The organism is Lysobacter sp. 2RAF19 (genome assembly GCF_052115395.1).
In the GTDB taxonomy this organism is placed as follows: domain Bacteria; phylum Pseudomonadota; class Gammaproteobacteria; order Xanthomonadales; family Xanthomonadaceae; genus Noviluteimonas.
In genome coordinates this window covers 240,108-258,638 of the sequence record NZ_JBFRGO010000001.1, presented here as the reverse complement: position 1 = coordinate 258,638, position 18,531 = coordinate 240,108, and the positions used below count along the sequence as shown (strand labels likewise).

13 protein-coding genes are annotated in these 18,531 nt (G+C 67.1%); 2 read left to right on the top strand and 11 right to left on the bottom strand.

The window, feature by feature from the left end:
• The first annotated feature begins 8 nt into the window (after window positions 1-8).
• Window positions 9-1,916, top strand: a complete 1,908-nt coding sequence (locus tag AB4059_RS01365; protein ID WP_498975912.1) for an acyltransferase family protein — start codon at window positions 9-11, stop codon at window positions 1,914-1,916.
• A gap of 60 nt (window positions 1,917-1,976) precedes the next feature.
• Here the strand turns inward: AB4059_RS01365 and AB4059_RS01360 are convergent, their stop codons facing one another.
• The 11 genes from AB4059_RS01360 to AB4059_RS01310 form a co-directional block, all read right to left on the bottom strand.
• Window positions 1,977-3,068, bottom strand: a complete 1,092-nt coding sequence (locus tag AB4059_RS01360; RefSeq protein WP_498975910.1) for a TIGR03118 family protein — start codon at window positions 3,066-3,068, stop codon at window positions 1,977-1,979.
• 97 nt (window positions 3,069-3,165) lie between these two features.
• Window positions 3,166-3,714: a dihydrofolate reductase family protein gene (locus tag AB4059_RS01355; RefSeq protein WP_498975908.1), complete on the bottom strand. Its 549-nt coding sequence runs from the start codon at window positions 3,712-3,714 to the stop codon at window positions 3,166-3,168.
• A 19-nt stretch (window positions 3,715-3,733) separates the two neighbouring features.
• Window positions 3,734-6,628, bottom strand: a complete 2,895-nt coding sequence (locus tag AB4059_RS01350) for an FG-GAP-like repeat-containing protein (RefSeq protein ID WP_498975906.1) — start codon at window positions 6,626-6,628, stop codon at window positions 3,734-3,736.
• Window positions 6,629-6,733: 105 nt separating this feature from the next.
• A complete protein-coding gene (locus AB4059_RS01345) occupies window positions 6,734-8,587 on the bottom strand; it encodes a carboxypeptidase regulatory-like domain-containing protein (protein WP_498975904.1) in 1,854 nt (617 codons plus the stop codon).
• Window positions 8,584-10,668, bottom strand: coding sequence for a hypothetical protein (locus AB4059_RS01340; protein ID WP_498975902.1), 2,085 nt, complete (start codon window positions 10,666-10,668; stop codon window positions 8,584-8,586). The genes AB4059_RS01345 and AB4059_RS01340 overlap by 4 nt, the downstream gene beginning before the upstream one ends.
• A complete protein-coding gene (locus AB4059_RS01335; protein WP_498975900.1) occupies window positions 10,665-11,819 on the bottom strand; it encodes a BatA domain-containing protein in 1,155 nt (384 codons plus the stop codon). The genes AB4059_RS01340 and AB4059_RS01335 overlap by 4 nt, the downstream gene beginning before the upstream one ends.
• A complete protein-coding gene (locus AB4059_RS01330) occupies window positions 11,816-12,727 on the bottom strand; it encodes a DUF58 domain-containing protein (protein WP_498975898.1) in 912 nt (303 codons plus the stop codon). The genes AB4059_RS01335 and AB4059_RS01330 overlap by 4 nt, the downstream gene beginning before the upstream one ends.
• 12 nt (window positions 12,728-12,739) lie before the next feature.
• Entirely contained in the window at window positions 12,740-13,735 is a 996-nt protein-coding gene (locus AB4059_RS01325) for an AAA family ATPase (RefSeq protein WP_498975896.1), read from the bottom strand.
• 9 nt (window positions 13,736-13,744) lie between these two features.
• A complete protein-coding gene (locus tag AB4059_RS01320; RefSeq protein ID WP_498975894.1) occupies window positions 13,745-14,446 on the bottom strand; it encodes a DUF4159 domain-containing protein in 702 nt (233 codons plus the stop codon).
• A 4-nt stretch (window positions 14,447-14,450) separates the two neighbouring features.
• Window positions 14,451-15,785 carry a TldD/PmbA family protein gene (locus tag AB4059_RS01315; protein WP_498975892.1) on the bottom strand — a complete coding sequence of 445 codons (1,335 nt, stop codon included), beginning with the start codon at window positions 15,783-15,785 and terminating at the stop codon, window positions 14,451-14,453.
• Between the two features lie 18 nt (window positions 15,786-15,803).
• Window positions 15,804-17,432: a TldD/PmbA family protein gene (locus AB4059_RS01310; RefSeq protein WP_498975890.1), complete on the bottom strand. Its 1,629-nt coding sequence runs from the start codon at window positions 17,430-17,432 to the stop codon at window positions 15,804-15,806.
• Window positions 17,433-17,606: 174 nt separating this feature from the next.
• On the opposite strand from AB4059_RS01310, the gene AB4059_RS01305 reads away from it, so the two are divergent.
• Window positions 17,607-18,530, top strand: a complete 924-nt coding sequence (locus AB4059_RS01305; RefSeq protein ID WP_498975887.1) for a M14 family metallopeptidase — start codon at window positions 17,607-17,609, stop codon at window positions 18,528-18,530.
• Window position 18,531 lies beyond the last annotated feature (1 nt).

Here is an 18,531-nt window from a genome sequence, read left to right as displayed (position 1 = left end):
CGCGCGCAATGACGATGCCATCGGGCCGCTCGGCCGCCTCCTACAGTCCGGGTGTCGACGGGCTGCGCGCGGTTGCTGTCCTGGGCGTTCTGCTCTACCACGCCGGGGTCCCGTTCATTTCCGGCGGTTTCGTCGGCGTCGACGTGTTCTTCGTGATCAGCGGTTACCTGATCACGCGCCTGCTCGCCACCGAGCTCCAGGCCAACAACCGCATCGACCTGCTGGCCTTCTATGGCCGCCGCGCCCGCCGCATCCTGCCCGCGCTGGTCGCGACGCTGGCGCTCACCGCCGTCGCCGCGGTTGTGCTGGACATGCCGCAGCGCCTGTCGGAGTTCGGCATCACGCTGCTCCACGCGATCGTCTCCACCAGCAACATCCACTTCTTCTTCCATAGCGGCTATTTCGACGCCGACGCGCACACCAATCCGCTGCTGCATACCTGGTCGCTGGGTGTCGAGGAACAGTTCTATCTCGTGTGGCCGTGGTTGCTGCCCTTGCTGGGCGTGGCGACCAACCGCATCCGCCTGAGCATCCTGGCCACCGGCATCGTGAGCCTGGTCGCGGCCGTACTCGTGATCGGGCGTGCGCCCGACGCGGTGTTCTATCTCACGCCCTTCCGCGCCTTCGAGTTCGCGATCGGCGGCCTGCTCGCGCTGTGGCCGCTGCATCTGTACAAGCGCAAGGCCGATCTCGCATTCGCGGTCGGCGTGGTGCTGATCGGCGTGTCGATGGTGTTGTTCACCGACAAGACCCTGTTCCCGGGCGCCGCGGCGCTGGTTCCCTGCATCGGCGCGGCGCTGTGCATCGGCACGGCCGACCACGCGCGGCTGGGCATCGTCCTGCGCAACCGGCCGATGGTGTACATCGGCCTGATCAGCTACGCGCTGTACCTGGCGCATTGGCCGCTGCTCGTGTTCTACAAGCAGGTCCGGCACATCGACCACCTGGGGGCGCCGGAGATCGTCGGCTTCCTCGTCGTGTCGATCCTGATCGCCGTCGTGCTCAATCGCACCATCGAAGTGCCGATGCGCAAGCCGGCGCTATGGAAGCCCACCGCGATCCGCGCTGCACTGGCGGGCGTGGCGACGGTCGTCGTCGCCGCCGGATGCATGTGGCGGCTCGAAGGCTTGCCGCAGCGCCCGTGGATCAACAACTCGATCAGCACGCAAACCATCGAAGCCGGCAAGCAAGCGCGTTTCGCCACGCGCCAGGCGCAGTGCACGATCAAGGGTTGGGCGCAGTGCGATTCGCTTGTGCCGGGCGTGCGCAACGTGCTGGTCATCGGCGACAGCCATGGCCCCGATGCGCTCAACGCGATGGCGTCCCTGTATCCGAAGGACAACTACGCGCTGTCCACGCTCGGCGGTTGCCCGCCGCATCGGGACATCGCGCAGCTGATGGGACGCGCCAACCCGACCCTGCCCGCGTGCGAGAAACTCAACAGGCAGCGGTTCGACGTCGGCTACCTCAAGCAGTTCGACTACGTCGTCGTCACCGTCCTGTTCGCCTGGTACAAACCCTCGGACCTGCAGCAGTACATCGAATTCCTGAAGCAGGCCGGCGTCAGGCGCGTCATCGTGATCGGCGGCTATCTCACGATGTCCGACGACCTGCCCGAGTTGATCAACCAGTACGGTTTCGACCAGGCCAAGCTGCAGCCCTTCATCCGCGGCCAGACGCACGACGATGCGCAGTTGCGCGCGGCGACCGAAGCCGCCGGCTACCTGTACGTCAGCAAGTTCGACGCGTTGTGCCACAAGGACGGCGCATGCGACTTGTTCGACGACGACCGGGTGCCGTTCACTTACGACAAGCACCATCTTTCGGTGCGGTTCGCGCAGAAGGTCGCCGCGGCCAACGCCGACCGGATCCGCGCCTACCTGGACAGCACGCCGCAGGTCGCGGCGCGCCGCTGAGTCGCAGCCGATGGTTTGCAGGAAAGGCCCGCGATTGCGGGCCCTTCCGTCTGCACCACGTTACGGCGTGAACACGAAATCCAGACGCCCGTACAGGCCGTGCGCCTCGTCGTCGGGCCCTGCCGCGAAGAACAGCGTATCGACCGGCTGGTTCTGCAGGCCATTGCCGAATTGCATGCCCCACAGCCCGTCGATGTGGACCGCCGACCCGTCGTATCGCCGCAAGGCGCCGAGCGGCGTGCCCGATGACGCACCGAACGCATTGATCCTTCCATCGCCGAAATTACCGACGAGCAAGGCGTTGTGGAACGTGCCGAATGCGCTGGGCGCAAGTGCGAGCCCCCACGGTGCGTTGAGCACGCCACGCGTCGCGATCCGCCGCGCGAACTTGCCGTTGGGCTTGAACACGCTCACGAAGCCGCAGCCGGCGCAGCGGACTTCATCGGACATGGCCGCATCCTGCCTGGCGTAGGTGACGTAGATGTCGCCGTTGATGGCCTGGATGCCGAACGGCGCATAGCCCTTGGGAATGCCCGGATCCTTGAACGCGCCCGGCGCGAGCATCACCGGCATGAAGTTGCTGTCGAAGACGTCGACGCGCGCGTGGAAGAAATCGGTCGCGTACAGCAACTGCGTCAAACCGTCGCCGCTGAGCGCGAGCCCCTTGTAGTTCGCGCCGGTGGAGGCGCGATTGATCTTGCGGATGGCGTGCGTGAAATCCACGTTCGGCGCCCAGGCGGCGATCACGCCCTGCTCGGTGGCGAACAGGAATCGCGCCGGCCCCGACGCCGCGCCGCGGGTGACGACGAAGGCATCCGATCCATTGAACACGATGCCGGTGGGGTTGCCGCCGGTGGCCATCGTCGGCGACGGAATCTGGACGACGAGCGATTGCACGACGCCGTTGCCGTCGTAGAGCGTCGAAACCGTGCCGTCGGCCGACGAGACCCAAACGAAGCCGAAGGGATTGAACGCGACGCCCCAGCCATTCACCAGGTTGGGATCGGTATGCGCCGCCGGCACGAAGCCATCGGAAACGAGATTGCGCTGCTTGTAGAAACCGTCTGCCCAAGCGGCCGGCGCCGCGAACGCGAGGGAGAGTGCGACCGCCAGTGCGGCGGGAACGGGGAAACGAAACGAGAACGCATGCATGGTGTGGTCTCCTGCGGATGACGAAGGCGACCAGCGACCGGCGCGGCGCACACCAGCGAAGGTCGCCTGCATGCATGCCGTCGCGGCAAGGAAAGGTTCAATCCACGCGATACTCGCTTTGCACCAACCCGCTCGCGTACTGCCGCGTGGCGACGTGCGTGAGGCGGATGTCGCGCTCCAGCGCGCCGAACAGCGGGATGCCCGTGCCGATGAGGACGGGCACGCGCGTGATGACCAGGCGTTGGATCAAACCGGCGCGCAGGAATTGCTGGATGGTGAGTCCACCATCGACATAAACATGGCGGAATCCCCGGTCCGCAAGCTGCGATGCGATCCGGCTCACCTCACCCGACAAGTGTTCGACCACGGCGCCGGCCGGTGCGTCGCGCAATGGCTTGCTGCTGAGCACGAACACCGGCTTTTCCGCATACGGCCATGCGTCGAACGCCAGCACGGTGTCGTAGGTCTTGCGACCGATCACCAGCGCATCCACCGACGCGATGAATTCGGCGTAGCCGTGCGGCTCGCCACCGCCGGGCGGCAGGAAGTCGAGCGCGCCATCCAGGCGCGCCATGAACCCGTCGACGCTGACGCCGACGAAGACAGACGCGCGGATGGCCGCGCGATCGCGAGCCCGGGAGGCCATGGCCCCCGAGCTTATCGCATCAAGGCTGCGCTTCGTACGGCTGCACGCTCCAGCCGATGCCCGTTGTCGACACCGCCTTCTGCGTCGCGTTGTTGGCGTTGCGCCACATCGTGTTCGCGCCGGTGGTGACATCGCGCCAGATCAGGTCGGCGCTGCCGTCGTTCTCGAAGTCGGCCGCAGCCACGACCTTCCAGTTGAGATTGGTCACACCGACGACGGCCTGGACCTTGGTGTTGTTCGCGGAACGCCAGATCGTGTTCGCACCCGAAGTGGAGTTGCGCCACAGGATGTCGGATGCACCGTCGCCGTTGAAATCCGCGACCGCCGCGATCTTCCACACCGGATTGACCGCGGCGATCGGACGCGGCGCTTGCGAGTTGGCGTTGCGCCAGATCGCATTGCCGCCGGTCACCGAATGGCGCCACAACAGATCGGACTTGCCGTCGCCGTCGAAGTCGCCGACGCCGGCAAAGATCCAGCGCATGTCGGCCAGCGTCGTCACGGCCAGGCGCGTCGTGAAGATGCCCGAGTACCACACCTGCTGCGCGCCGGTGCTCGTGTTGCGCCAGAACAGATCGGACTTGCCGTCGCCGTCGAAATCACCGACGCCCGCGACGGTCCAGGCCTGGTCGGCCAGCGTGGTCACCGCGATGCGCGTGTTGGTATTGCCGGCGCGCCAGATCGTGTTGGTGCCGTTGACCGTGTTGCGCCAGACCAGATCGGACTTGCCGTCGCCGTCGAAATCGCCCTGCCCGACGAGTTTCCATTCCGGCGGATTGGTCGCGATGGTTTGCGTCGTCGCCGAATCGGCGCCCAGCCACATCACGTTCGTGCCGGTGCTCGCACGCCAAATGAGGTCGGACTTGAAATCGCCGTTGAAATCGCTCTGCGTGATGCGCGGGAGTTGCGCGCGCAGGATGCGGCCGCTGTTGCTGGAGACATAAAGGAAGCGACCCTTGACCGCCAGGCCGAGCGCGCAGTTCGGAAACGCCTTCAGCGTTTCGACGATGCCATTCGGCCTGATGCGGCGCACCCCGCATTCGGAAGTGAAATACACGCCGCTGGAATGCGCGGCCAAGCCGGTCACCTTGCCGAGCAGCGCGCTGTAAGCCGACCCGCCTTCTCCCCAGAATCCACCCGGCGGGTTCGGGTCCTGTCCTGAATATTCCAGGACGCCCGCAAGACCATCGATGCGTCCGTCGGTGCCGAGCCTGCGGATGGCGTGCGTGCCTTCTTCGTAGAAGTACACGTTGCCCGCGGTGTCGACGGACACGTGCATGGGATTGACGACGGCGGCGTCGACCGCCGGGCCGCCTTCGCCGAGGTGGGGCGTGTTCGAACCGTTGCCGGCAATGGTGCTGACCACGCCGGTGGGATCGACCTTGCGGATACGCATGCCGATGTAGTCGGCGATGTAGAGATTGTCGTCCGCATCCGTCGCGATCGAACGCGGGTTGATCTTGACCTGCGTTGCGGGAACGGGAGCATCCTGGCTGCTGGACGCTCCACCGCCGGCGAACACCGACACGGTCCCGTTCTTGACGGACAGGACGCGGTTGAGGGTGCGATCGGCGATGAAGACATGGCCTGCCGTCGTGGCGGCGACGCCCGAGAGATTCGGGAGATAGAACGACAACGCGCTGCACGGCGCAGCGCACGTGGTCTTCCATCCATCGGCGCCGTTGCCGGCCAGGTTGTACAGCTTGCCTGCCGACAGCTTCCGCACCGCGTGTCCGCTGTAACGCTCGGAGATGAAGACGTTGCCCGCGTTGTCGACGGCCAGCGCGTTGGTGATCGACAAGGTGCCCGACAGTGCCGCGGTGCCATCGGCCTGTGCCAGCGGAACACCGGCATACGTCGAAATCAGGCCGCTGGCGGCCGTGATCTTCGCAACGCGCGCATTGTCCCCGTCGGCGAAGTAGATATCGCCGTTGGGCGTGACCGCGACGCCGTCGACGTACCCGAAGTCGGCTTGCGTCGCCAGCGTGCCGTCGGGAGACCGCCCGCACTCGCCGGTATTGCCGAACCGGATGCCCGTGGTTCCGACGAATCGGTACAGGTCGCAATCATCGCCGACATAGACCGCGCCGTTCGCATCCACTTCGACGTCATCGGGAATGCCGAACGGGCCCATGAACGTGGTGATCGTGCCGGCGGTCGACACGAATCGCACCGCGCCGTTGCCGGTATCGGCGATATAGAGATTGCCGGCGGCGTCGGTGGCGACGCCGCTCGGGCCCGACAATTGCGCGGCCTTGGCCGAACCGTTATCGCCCGAGTAACCGGCGACACCGGTGCCCGCATAGGTACTGATGACACCCGCCGGCGTGATCTTGCGCACGACATTGGCATAGATGTCGGACACGAACAGATTGCCCGACGCATCCACCGCCACCGAGCCCGGCAGCGCGAAACCGGCGTTGATCGCCTGCCCGCCGTCGCCGCTGCTGACGTAACTGCCGTTGCCGGCGACCGTGCTGATCGTGCCGTTGGTCGCGATGCGGCGCACGCGACGATTGCCCGCATCGGTGAAATAGAGATTGCCCGCTGCGTCGAACGCCAGACTTTGCGGACGGTCGATGAGCGCCTGGCTGGCAGGCCCGCCATCGCCGGCGAACCCCGTGTTGCCACCCGCCACGGTCGTGATGACACCCGCGGGCGTGATCTTGCGGATCCGGTTGCCCGTGAATTGGGCGACGTAAAGATTGCCGGCCTTGTCGAAGGCCACGTCGGCGGCGCCATGCAGGTTCGCCGCCGTCGCCGGGCCGCCGTCGCCGGTCCAACCGCCTGCGATCAACGCGAAGCCCGGTTGCGATTGCGCGAGGGCCGCACCGCTCATTCCCAGCGCAGCCAATGCCGCGCACAGCAGCAGGCGCCCGCGATTGCGCAGGCGCTTGTCTTGATTTCCGGTCACGCGTTTCCCCTGATATGCAGACTGCGTCTTCCCCGACGCGACTATAGCGGTCTCACGCGTCCGCAGACACGACACCGATCCTCACCCCGACAGCGCAAGAGGACATCAGCGTTGCGCGAGGCGTGCGCGTTCGAACCACCACAGCGCCCCGCTCGCCAACAGCCACGCCAACCACCAGGGCCAACGCGCGCCGGGATTACGCGGCGCATCGGCGGTGTTCACCGGCGTGGCCCGTGCATCGGCTGCAAGGCGCAACGTGGCTTCGCGCACGCGTTGGGCGTGCAGTCCCGCCGCCTGCGTCGCGGCACGCACGTTGAAAGACTGCGTGCGGCCTTGCGAAGACAAACGATGCCACCCCGCTTCACGGGGCCACCAGGCGGCGCAGGCGCGCGTCTGTGTCGCGGGATCGATCCATAGCCTCGTTTGCGTGCCACGCGGAGATGTGATGGTCGCGTCCCGCGAAATGCCGCACAGCGCGATGCGTTCGCCCACGCGCGGTTCACCGTCGATCGTGAAAGGCCGGTCGGGCCGCGCGCGCGCGAGTGTCGACACGGCATGGCTCCACAGTTCGGCATGCAGATCGTCGCGGCCGGCAAGCACCAGGCGATAGGTGTCGACCAGGGGCCACACGGCGATGCGGCCGCGGCCTTCCGCACGCCAGGTCGCAAGCGCCGTGTCGTCCTGGCCATCGAGTAACGCGATGCCGTCGATGGCCGCGATGCGCAGCGAGCGTCGTGTCAGCGCAGGTGTCTCGGGCACGGGTGTGATGGTGTTTCGCGCCTGGTCGGGGGTTCCAGGCCCGATGCGCGCACGCAGGGCTTCCTCGTCGCGACGCGGCTCGGGCAAACGCATCTCCGTTGCATCGCGGCCTGCGTCCACGCTGAAGCCGAGCGCGCGCAAGCGCCGCTGTTCCGCGTCCGACAACGGGGCCGTGACGCGCAGGAGCACGCCGAGTCCGCCGCGCAGCGCTTCGACCAGGGCCGCGCGCTGTCCTTCGCCGAGCGTCGACCACGCGCGCTCGTCCAGAATCACAAGGTCGAACCCCTTCAACGTCGCCGCATTCAACGCAACCGGTGCGTCACCCAGTTGCGCGCCACCGCCGACCGCCATCTGCGCTTGCATCGCGAGGCCTGCATCGTGCGCCCAGCGTCGCAGGTATTTGATCTCCGGGCCCGGCGCACCGGCGAGCAGCAGGACGCGCGGCGCCTTCGGCGCTTCGACGTCCAGCGGCAGCGCGACGTCTTCGACGATGCGCTGCCCCGCATCGCGCAGACGCAGGCTGAAGACCGCGGCGCCGGGGATACGTGTCGTCGCGTGCAGGGTGAAGCGCCCTTCTTCGGTCAGCGCAACACGATCGACGCGCACACCCGCGGGATCGCGCAGCTCCGCGCTGCCGCCCCCCAGTAAATGCGCGCGTCCGTGGAGGGCGAATGCACCGCCTGCGACGGCATGCGCGGGGGCTTGAAGTGCGATGAGCCCGCGGCCCGTTTCATTCGGCACGAATGTCACGGCGTATCCGCGCACGGCATCGCGATCGCGTGCTTCGAGCCCGTCGCCGAGGATGCGGAGGCGTTGCATGCCGGGATGGCGACGCAGTGCCGTCGCCAGATCCGGCGCGCGTTCGATACCCGCGCGCGCCGGTGCTTCGGGCAAGGCGACGATTGCGTCGCCACCCTGCTCTGTTCCGAGCACGGAAGCTGGCGTTCCCGCGGTCGCCACCACGAGCGTGCCCGCCTCTCCCGGCGTGGTCGGCGGCAGCAATGCGAAATACAACAACACCGCGCACACCGGCTGCGCAATCACCAGCACCGCAACGCGCCACGTGGCCGCGCGCGTTCCCACCGTGCGCAGGTGCCGAACCAGGAGCCGCGTCATCGCGAAAACCACGACGATCGCCAGCACGCAAGCCACCACGCGGGCCACATCGAAGGTGTGCGTTCCCAGAGTCAGCGCATTCACGGCGCGCGTTCCTCCCGCAATGCGTCGAGGTAGGCCCGTGCTGCAGCGTCGTCGCCTGCGCGCCGCGCCACGTTCGCAGCCGGCCGGCGCAGCAGCGGCCAGAGCAGTGCGCGTAGCTCCCGACGGCAGCGATCGCAAGCCGGTTGCGTCCGCAAGGCTTCGATGGCGGCGACGAACGCCAGGGGATCGGACAACTGCGATTGATGCGCGCCCAACCAGCGTTCCAGTGCGGCGAAGTCGACACGCGAGGCGCGCGGCCCGTCCTCCAGGGCGCGCCAGAGGGCCGCCAGTTCCGGATCCGGCGCTGCGCCCGCCGAAAGCGCGTCGCCGCGCGTGATCGCGCCGCGGTCGCCGCCCATGCGGCGCGATTCGTCGATCGGCGGCAACTCGGTGCCCACGCGCGCCAGGTAGATGCGCGTGGCCTGCTGCACCTGCTTGATGAAACCCAGTGCGCGATACGCGTACGGCAAGGCGTCCTGCGGCGTGCCCTGCCGCAGGTGCAGTTCGGATTGCCACATCTGGTCGAGGGCTTTCTTGAGTGTCGCGCGCGTATCCGGATCCAGCAGCGTCGCGGCTTCGGGTTGATCGTGCGTGTGGCCGAATTCCTCCACCACGGCGGCGTCCTGGCCGAAGGTGGGCGCCGTCGGCGCCGCGTCGTTCGTGGGCGGCGCTTGCGGCTCGCCTTCGGCTTCTTCGCCGAGGAACTGGCCATAGCGCAGCCGCAGGATGCGTTGGTCCACACCGATCTCGTCGCTGCGCTTGAGGAAACGTTCGTTGGCGAGCGTGCGTTTTTCCTTCAACAACGCTTCGGCGTCGATGATGATCTGGCGCTGGCTGCGGAAATACGCGGGCAGCACTTTCTTGACCATGCCGTCCACGCCCGTGGCTTCCGCGCCCAGGTCGGGCGGCCAGCGCAGGATGACGCTCGCGCTGCGCACGGTTTGCGCGCCGGGTGAGCGGTTGTCGTCCACCCGCAGTTGCGCCACCAGGTCGTCGCCCTCCGCGAGGCCCAACGCCCCCAGATCGAGTTGGCGCGCGTAGCGTTTCGTCGTGGCGGTGCCAGTGCCGCCGACGCCGAGCTGTTGTTCGCGGAATTCGATGGCCTCGCCGCTCCCGTGTGCGACGGTGATGTGCAGGCGCGCGTTCGGCGACAGCCCGTAGTCGTCGGTGCCTTCGAACGCGAGCGACCAGGTGCGCTGGCCGGTCTTCATCAGCGTCAATCCGCGATCGGGCGCGACCACGCGAAGTTCCGGCGGGCGATCGGCGATCGCATCGAGGCGATGGAGCGTGGTCTTCTGCAAGGGCGGTGCATCGAGCAGGACGATGCGATAGAGCGCCGAACGCGCGAGTGCATCGGTCGCGCGCCAGTCCTCGCCTTCGCGCGTGAGTGCAAGCGTGCGGCCATCGTGGAAGACCAGTTCGGCACGTTGCGGCTGGGGCGCGAACCGCAGCGTCCATTGCAGGCGAGTTCCCTGTGGGGCCTTCGCATCGAGCGTGGTCGTTTCGCGTGCAGGCAAGCGGGTATACGCCGGCGGCGCGATGGCCAGGGTTTGCGCGACGATGCGCGTGTGCGTCGGCTTCGCGGTGGAAACGCCGATGTTCGCGAGCACGTTGTCGAACGTGACCGGCTGTCGTTCCGGCCACGCGAGGATCGCGGCGATGGCGAGCGCTGCGAACACGCCGCCGAATGCGATGGTGCGCACGGACCAGCGCGGGCGAAGATCGGGCGCGGGCGTCGATTCCAGTCGCGCACCAAGCCGCGCAACCTGCAGGCGCTCGAGCGTCGTCAGCGTTTCGGTCTTTGCGAACAGCAGATCGGTGCTGTCCTCCAGGTCCGGGCGTCGCGCGTCGAGTTCGCGGATCAACCACGCCGTGTCGAGGCGATGCATGCGCCGGCGCGCGAACAGGAAGACCGCGGCGATCGCGAGTACGGCGACGAAGACCGCGCCGAGCGCGCCCCCGAGGCGCCATGACAACACAATCGCCAGCGCGACCCAGGGCAGGCAGGCGAGCGCGAGATCGATGCCGCATCGCACGCGCACGGCGTTCAACCACGTCTGCAGACGCGCGGCGATGCTCATGGCATCACCCCGCGACGCGGCCGCGTCGCCAGCCACCGCTCGAGGGCGAACACGAGCAGGACCAACAGCACCCACCACGGCGTCGCATCGCGCGGCGCGGGCGGGAACGCGGCCGCGCCGGTGGTCGGCGCATGATCGGCGGCGGCGACGCGGGCCGGCATCGCAGGCGCCGGATCGAGCGCCGCACGCAATTGTTGCGGGAAATCGCCTTCGAGCAGCACGGGCATCCGTGCGGGCACGAGCGGCGTGGTGAAACGCAGCACGCGCCCGCGCCCGAACGCCGCGCCTTCCACCAACACCGTGTCCGTGTCGTCGCGCCAAACGGGCACGAGCGGCGGCATGTCGGCGATCGTCGCCTGCGCATCGAGCAAAGCGGTCCCGCCTGCGCGCATCCACTCGATGATCTGCGCGGGAACCGCGCCAGGCACGAGCCAGGCCACGCGCGTGGATTTCGGGGTCAGCGGTTGGGTGGCGTTCGCGATGTCGGGCGACGCGCGCCAGGCGACGCTTGCTGCGCGCAAATAGCGCATCGCATCCTTGCGTTCGGGTGCATAGCGAATCGGGAGGGGGATCGGCGGGCCGGCCTTCTCTCCAACGCTGTTCGCGGCGGGCGCGGGGCTTTCCACGATGCGCCAATCGACGCGGCGACTGAGCTTCGGGATCTGCGCATCCACGCCATCCAGCTGCGCCGGCACCAGCACGGTCAACGCGACATCCGACGGCAAGACCGCATCGAGTTCACGCAACGCGCTGGTGATCGATGCCTCCGATGAAGGCGGCGCCGACGACAACGCCGGAAACCCCGGCGCCAACCAATGCCATCGCGCATCGCCGGGCACTGTCGTTTGTTTCGCGCGCGCCACGTCGATTCCGGGCGCCACCGCCACGTAGGGCGCATGACTCGCGGCGCCGAACAGCACCGGCTTCGCAAGCAACATGCCGACCAACGCCACGAGCAACACGCGCACGACCAACAACGGCCACTCGTCGAAACGGATCCGATGCCGCGGCTTCGGCTTCTGCCGCAGCCACTGCAACGCGGCGAACACCGTCGGGCGTTGTTCGCTGCGACGCGCGAGGTGGATGACCAGCGGCAGCAGCACGGCCGCCAGCGCCGCGAGCCCGGCGGGCAGCAGGAACACCAGGTTCACGTGTACTCCGCGGCATCGCGCGCGCCGAACAGGCGTCGCAGCGGCAGGTCGAGCGGCTGGTCGAGCACATAGTCGGCGTGGCGAATGCCCGCCGTATCCAGGCGCGCCTGCAACGCGCGCCGCGCCGCTGCGAAGCGCGCGAGGAAGTCGCCCTGCATCGCCGGCCCGTCGCCGAGCAGCTCTTCGCCGGTCTCCGGATCGCGGAAGCGATGCCCGCCTTCGAACGGAAAATCGCGCTCTTCGGCCGTCAGGATCTGGATCGCGAGCACTTCGCGCCGCGCCGCCGCCATGCGCGTGGCGACATCGACCGCGCCTTCGTCGAACAGATCGCTGAGCAACACGACGAGGTCGCCCGCACCGATGCGCTCCCACAAGGGCCGCAGTTGTTCGGCATTCGGCCAGCGACCATCGGCCGCCAGTCCGTGCAATTCGAGGAACAAGCGATCGCGTTGCCGCACCGACGAACCCGCCGGCACCAGGCGCACGCCATCGCCGCGCAACACCGCCATGCCGAAACGATCGCCCTGCCGCAACGCGAGTTCGGCGACGCAGGCCGCGAGCCCCTTGGCCGCCGACAAACGCGACCACCCCGGACGCGCGGCATCTTCCTGCGCCATCGAGGCGGTCGCATCGACAAGCAACCACACGGCCAGCGGGCTTTCGCGCTCGGCTTCGCGCACGAAGAAGCGGTCCGAACGCGCGTAGAGTTTCCAATCGACCTGGCGCAACTCATCGCCCGGCTCGTACGCACGATACTGCGCGAACTCCAGCCCCGCCCCGCGGCTGCGGCTGTGATGCAATCCGACGCCCTGCAGACCCACCGCGCGCCGCGACACCAGGCGCAAGTCCTTCAACCGCGCGCGCACTTGCGGCGGTATCAGTTCGGCGATCGTCGGGCCTGCACGCACGGATCGCGCTCGTCAGGCGGTGAACGGAACGCTGCGCAACAGCGCCGCGATCACGTCGTCCGCGCTCTTCTGCTCGGCTTCGGCGGCGAAGGACAGCAGCAGGCGATGGCGCATCACGGGCGCGGCGAGCGCGAGGATGTCCTCGCGCGTCGCCGACAGGCGGCCGTGCAACAAGGCACGCGCCTTCGCCGCCAGCACGAGCGACTGCCCCGCACGCGGGCCGGCGCCCCACTTCACCCATTGGCGGATTTCCGCGGGAGCGTTCTCGCCCGGCCGGCTGGCGCGCACCAGGCGCGTGATCCATGCGAGCAGATCCGGACCCAGGTGCACTTCGCGCACGCGCGCCTGCAAGGCGAGCACTTCTTCGCCGTGCATCACTTCGGGGACCTGCCCCGTCGCCGTGCCGGTCGTCTGGGCGAGGATGTCGTACTCCTCGCGCTCGCTCGGATAATCGACGCGGATGTGCAGCAGGAAGCGATCCAGCTGCGCCTCCGGCAAAGGATACGTACCGGCCTGTTCCAGCGGATTCTGTGTCGCGAGCACGAAGAACGGCGACGGCAACGCATGCGTCACGCCCGCATAGCTCACCGTGCGTTCCTGCATCGCTTCGAGTAAGGCAGCCTGCGTCTTCGGCGGCGTGCGGTTCAATTCATCGGCGAGCAGCAGGTTGGTGAAGATCGGGCCGGGCTGGAAACGGAAATGCCGATGGCCGGTGCCGTGGTCTTCCTCCAGCAACTCGGTGCCGAGGATGTCGCTGGGCATCAGGTCGGGCGTGAACTGCACGCGGCGGAACTGCAACGCGAGCGCTTGCCCGAGCGAACGCACGAGCAGCGTCTTGCCCAAGCCCGGCACGCCTTCGAGCAGGCAGTGCCCGCCGGCGAGCAAGCCGATGAGCAACTGTTCGACCACCGCTTCCTGGCCGACGATCGCCTGCGCGATCGCATTGCGCAGCGTGGCCAGGCGCGCGAGCTGCGCCTTGAGGTCGGCTTCGGAGAAATTGTCGTTCATGGGCATCCGTCAGCTGTTCAATGCATACATCACGATGTTGACCGCGAACTTGGTGTTGTCCTCGGCCAGGAAGCGCTTGTTGCGCCAGTCGTAGTCCCACTCGCAACCATAATCCTTGTTGCTGTAAAGCACGCCCAGGCGCCCGTCGATCTCGATCCCGCGCAGGTAATCGTGCACCAGGTCATCGCCCCACCCGTTCAGTTCGAAGCCGGTGGCCGGCGGGCCGTCGGGGAACTTGAAGAAGCTGCGATAGATCGGATGGTTGTTCGGCAACTTGCGCAGGGCCTTCGGCCCGAAAATCGACGCCATCTGCGCTTCGAAGGACTTGGCGAACAAGCCGTCGATGTCGTGGTTGCAATCGTCGACGAACACGAAGCCGCCGTTGCGCACGTAACGCTCGAAATTGCGCCGCTCCTGCGGGTTGAACTCCACCAGCTTGTGCCCGGCGAGGTAGCAGAACGGCGCGGTGAGCATCTTCGGATCGGCCAGCGCCAGCACGTGTTCGGTCGGGTCCACGCGCAGGTTGGTGTAGTCGATCAGGGACGTCACCAGGTTCGACGGCATGCGCTGGTCGACGTCCCAGTCGCCGGAGTCGTACTTCAGGCGCGTGAGCCAGAAGTCGTACGCCACGCGCGCCGCGTGCGCGCGCGGCGGCAATGCAGCTCCGACTGCCCCGAGCAGGAGCAGCCGGAGGAACTGCGCACGCGTCACACGCTTACACCGCGTCCGAAAGCGAGGTGAAGGTGAAGTCGCGCAACTTCATCGGCGGGATCATCATCAGCAGCGAGGATTCGTCGCCGGCGGTGCGCACCGGCTTGCCGAGTTCCTCGATGTTGTTGAGCATGATCACCGGCGATTCGTTGAAGCGGAAATTCTTCACCGGATACTTGATCTGCCCGTTCTCGATGTAGAAGGTGCCATCGCGCGTCAGGCCGGTGAGCAGCACCGTCTGCGGATCGACCATGCGGATGTACCAGGTGCGCGTGACGAGGATGCCCTTCTGCGTACCGGCCACCAGCTGCGCGGTGCTCTTGTCGCCACCGGACATGATGAGGTTGCCCGGGTCGCCGACGGCGCGCTTGCCCTGCTTCTTCGCCCAGTAGCGCGAGTACTGCAACGCCACCACCTTGCCGTCCTTCACGATCGGCATCGTCTCGCGCGGCAGGCCTTCGCCATCCCACGGCAGCACCGGTGCATTGGCATCCCACGGATCGGCGCTGAAGTTCACGCGCGGGTCGAACACCTGGTCGCCGAGCTTGTTGCCGCCGCCCTTCTTCGACAGGAAGCTGCGGCCTTCGTCGGCCTCGCGCGCACCGAAGAAATTGAACATGAAGGAGATCAGGCCCGCGGCCGCGGCCGGCTCCAGGATCACGGTGTACTTGCCCGGTTCCAGTGCCTTGGCTTCGGAGGATTCGGTGGCCTTGCGCATCGCCACGCGGATGTCGTCGTCGGCCTTGAACTCGCCGGCTTCCTTGACGTTGCGCCCCACCCAGCCCGAACCGCGGCCGTCTTCGGTGCGCACGGTGCAGGTGTAGTCGAAGCTGGTCGCGCGCTGGTAACCGAAGTTGCCCTTGCTGTTGGCGAAGGCCACGAAGCTCTGGCCGTCTTCCAGGAAGCCGGCGGCGATGAGCTTCTGGTTCTTGCACGGCGCGATCGAATCGGCGGCGACCTGGGCGCGATATTCCGGCGTGATCGCGGCGATCGATTCGCTGAAGGTCGGGCTCGGCTTGTAGGTCTGCTTCTCGATGGCCGGCATGAACTCCGGGTTTTCGGGCGCCAGGCGCGCGAGCTCTTCGGCACGGCGCACCACGCGTTCGAGCGAGGCGTCGTCGAACTCGTTGATCGTCGCCACGCCCACGCGCTTGCCGAAGGCGACTTCCACCGCCAATTCGGTGTCTTCGACGATGCCGCTGGTGGAAATGTTGTTGAGCGCGAACCGGATGTTGCCGTCGACGTTGCCGGTCAGTTGCGCGGTGCACTGGTCGGCCTTCGACAGTTTGACGACCTTGTCGAGGATGGCCTTGGCCTGCTCTTCGCTGAGGATGCTCATTTGATAGGTCTCCGAAGATCAGCCGAGGTTGCGGGCGGTGTTGATGACGTTGATGCCGTTGAAGCGCGCCGTGCTCGACCCGTGCGAGACCGCCGAAACCTGGCCCGGCTGGCCCTTGCCGTCGAAGAACGAACCGCCGAGGCGATAGTCGCTTTCGTCGCAGACGCCGACGCACGCGTTCCAGAATTCCGGCGTGCGGATCTGGTAGGCGACGTCTTCGATCTGCCTGGTGATCTGGCCGTTCTTGATTTCGAAGAACAGCTGGCCGCCGAACTGCGCGTTGTAGCGCTGCTGGTCGATGGAGAACGAGCCGTCGCCGATGATGTAGATGCCGTTCTCGACGTCCTTGATCATCTGCGCGACACCGAGCTTCTCCTTGCCCGGCTGCATCGACACGTTGGCCATGCGCTGGAACTGCACGCTCGACCAGGAATCGGCGTAGCAGCAACCGTCGGATTCGGTCTTGCCCAGGATGTGGGCCTGGTCGCGGATGGTCTGGTAATCGACCAGCACGCCGTCCTTGATCAGGTCCCAGCGCTTGGTCTTGACGCCTTCGTCGTCGTAACCCACCGCGCCCAGGCTGCCCTTCTGCAGCTTGTCGGCGACGATGTTCACCTTGTCGCTGCCGTACTGGAACTTGTTGGCGCGCTTGTCGAGCGTGGCGAAGCTGGTGCCGGCGTAGTTGGCTTCGTAGCCGAGCACGCGGTCCAGTTCGGTCGGGTGGCCGACCGATTCGTGGATCGTGAGCCAGGTGTGCGAGGGATCGAGCACCAGGTCGTACTTGCCCGGCTTGACCGACGGCGCGGTGAGCTTGGCGCGCGCGTGCTTCGCCGCGGCGATCGCGTCCTCCTTCATGTCGTAGGACAGGCCGTAGTTGGTCACGCCGTTGGGCGAGACGAACTTGCCCGACTGCGCGCCATCCAGGTATTCGAAGCCCATGCCCATCGGCGCGGACAAACCGTCGCGCTCGCGGAACTTGCCGCTGGCCTTGTCGATGGCGGTGACCGTCATCGGCGCCCAGATGCGGTGCACGTCCTGGTCGATGTAGCTGCCATCGGTGGACGCGAAGTACTTCTGCTCGTTGACCAGGAACAGCATCGAGTTGACGAAGTCGCCGCCGGCGGCCAGCGCCGCGGCGTTGACGCCGAGCAGCAGGTCCACCTTGTCCTTGATCGGCACTTCCATCGAGTTCTTGACGATGGGCGTCTTCCACGCAACCTCACCCACGCCCGGCGCCTTGGCCAGCTGCACGGGGGCGGTCTGCATCTTCGCGTTGGCCCTGGCGATGGCCGCCGCCTGCTGCGCGGCCTTCACCACGCCCTGCGTGTTCAGCGCGTTGGTGGCCGAGAAGCCCCAGGCGCCGTTGACCAGCACGCGCACGCCGATGCCGGTGGACTCGGTGTTGACCACGTTCTGGACCTTGTCCTCGCGCGTGATCACGAACTGGCGCAGGTAGCGCCCGATGCGCACGTCGCAATAGGTCGCGCCCGCGGAGGTCGCGGCCTGCAGCGCGGCATCGGCCAGCGCCTTCTTCTTGCCCACATCCATGATGTCCACCAGCGCTTCGGCGGCGATGACGCGGCCGAAAGGCACCATCAGGCCGGCCACGCCCAGGCCCGACATCGTGAGGAACGTGCGTCTGTCCATCTGTGACTCCCCGAGGCAATAGGATCCCGTAAACCCCGCCGACTGTGCGGAGCGGCGCGGGGAAAGACAAGATGACCAACGGGCTAGTCGGGGGTCGGTGCGGCGGACGGTCGAGCTGGGGGCGCGACGGGTGGTGCGTGTAAAGTTGTTTTCTCCCACTGCACCCGCTTTCCCATGACCGCATCGTCCTACCCCATCGGCACCCCCGGCCAAGCCTGGGGTGCCGCCGAAAAGCAGGCGTGGCTCGCCGGGCAGGTCCGCCATCGCAGCTATGCCGACGATGTCGTCGCGCGCGTGGATCGTTTGCGCGCGCGCTTCGACGTCAGTGAATACGGCCGTCTGGTCTACGGCGATGAAACCTTCCCGCAGCTGGCCATCCGTTCGCGCGACTGGAACCACGCGCTGCCGACGATCCTCGTCACCGGCGGCGTGCACGGGTACGAAACCAGCGGCGTGCATGGCGCGCTGCAATTCCTCGAACAGCATGGGCAGGAATACGCCGGGCGCGCGAACCTGCTCGTCGTTCCGTGCGTGAGCCCATGGGCGTACGAACGCATCCATCGCTGGAACCCGAACGCGATCGACCCCAATCGTTCGTTCCGCGAGAACAGCCCGTCGGAAGAATCGGCCGCGTTGCTGCGCCTGGTCGCGCCCATTCGCGACAAGGTGCTGGTGCACATCGACCTGCACGAAACCACGGACAGCGACGAATCCGAGTTCCGCCCCGCCCTCGCCGCGCGCGATGGCAAACCCTTCGAAGCCGAGGGCATCCCAGATGGGTTCTATCTCGTCGGCGATACCGAAGACCCGCAGCCCGAATTCCAGCAGGCGATCATCGCGGCGGTCGAGCAGGTCACGCACATCGCGCCGCCGGATGCGCACAACGAAATCATCGCTTCTCCCGTCGTCGCGCACGGGGTGATCAACTACCCGCTGCGCGCGTTGGGGCTGTGCCCGTCGATCACCAATGCGCGTTATCGCACGACGACCGAGGTGTATCCCGACAGCCCGCGCGCGACGCCCGAGCAGTGCAACGATGCGCAGGTGGCGGCGGTGCGGGCGGCGATTGCGTTTGCGTTGGAGCAGGTTGCGCGCTGAA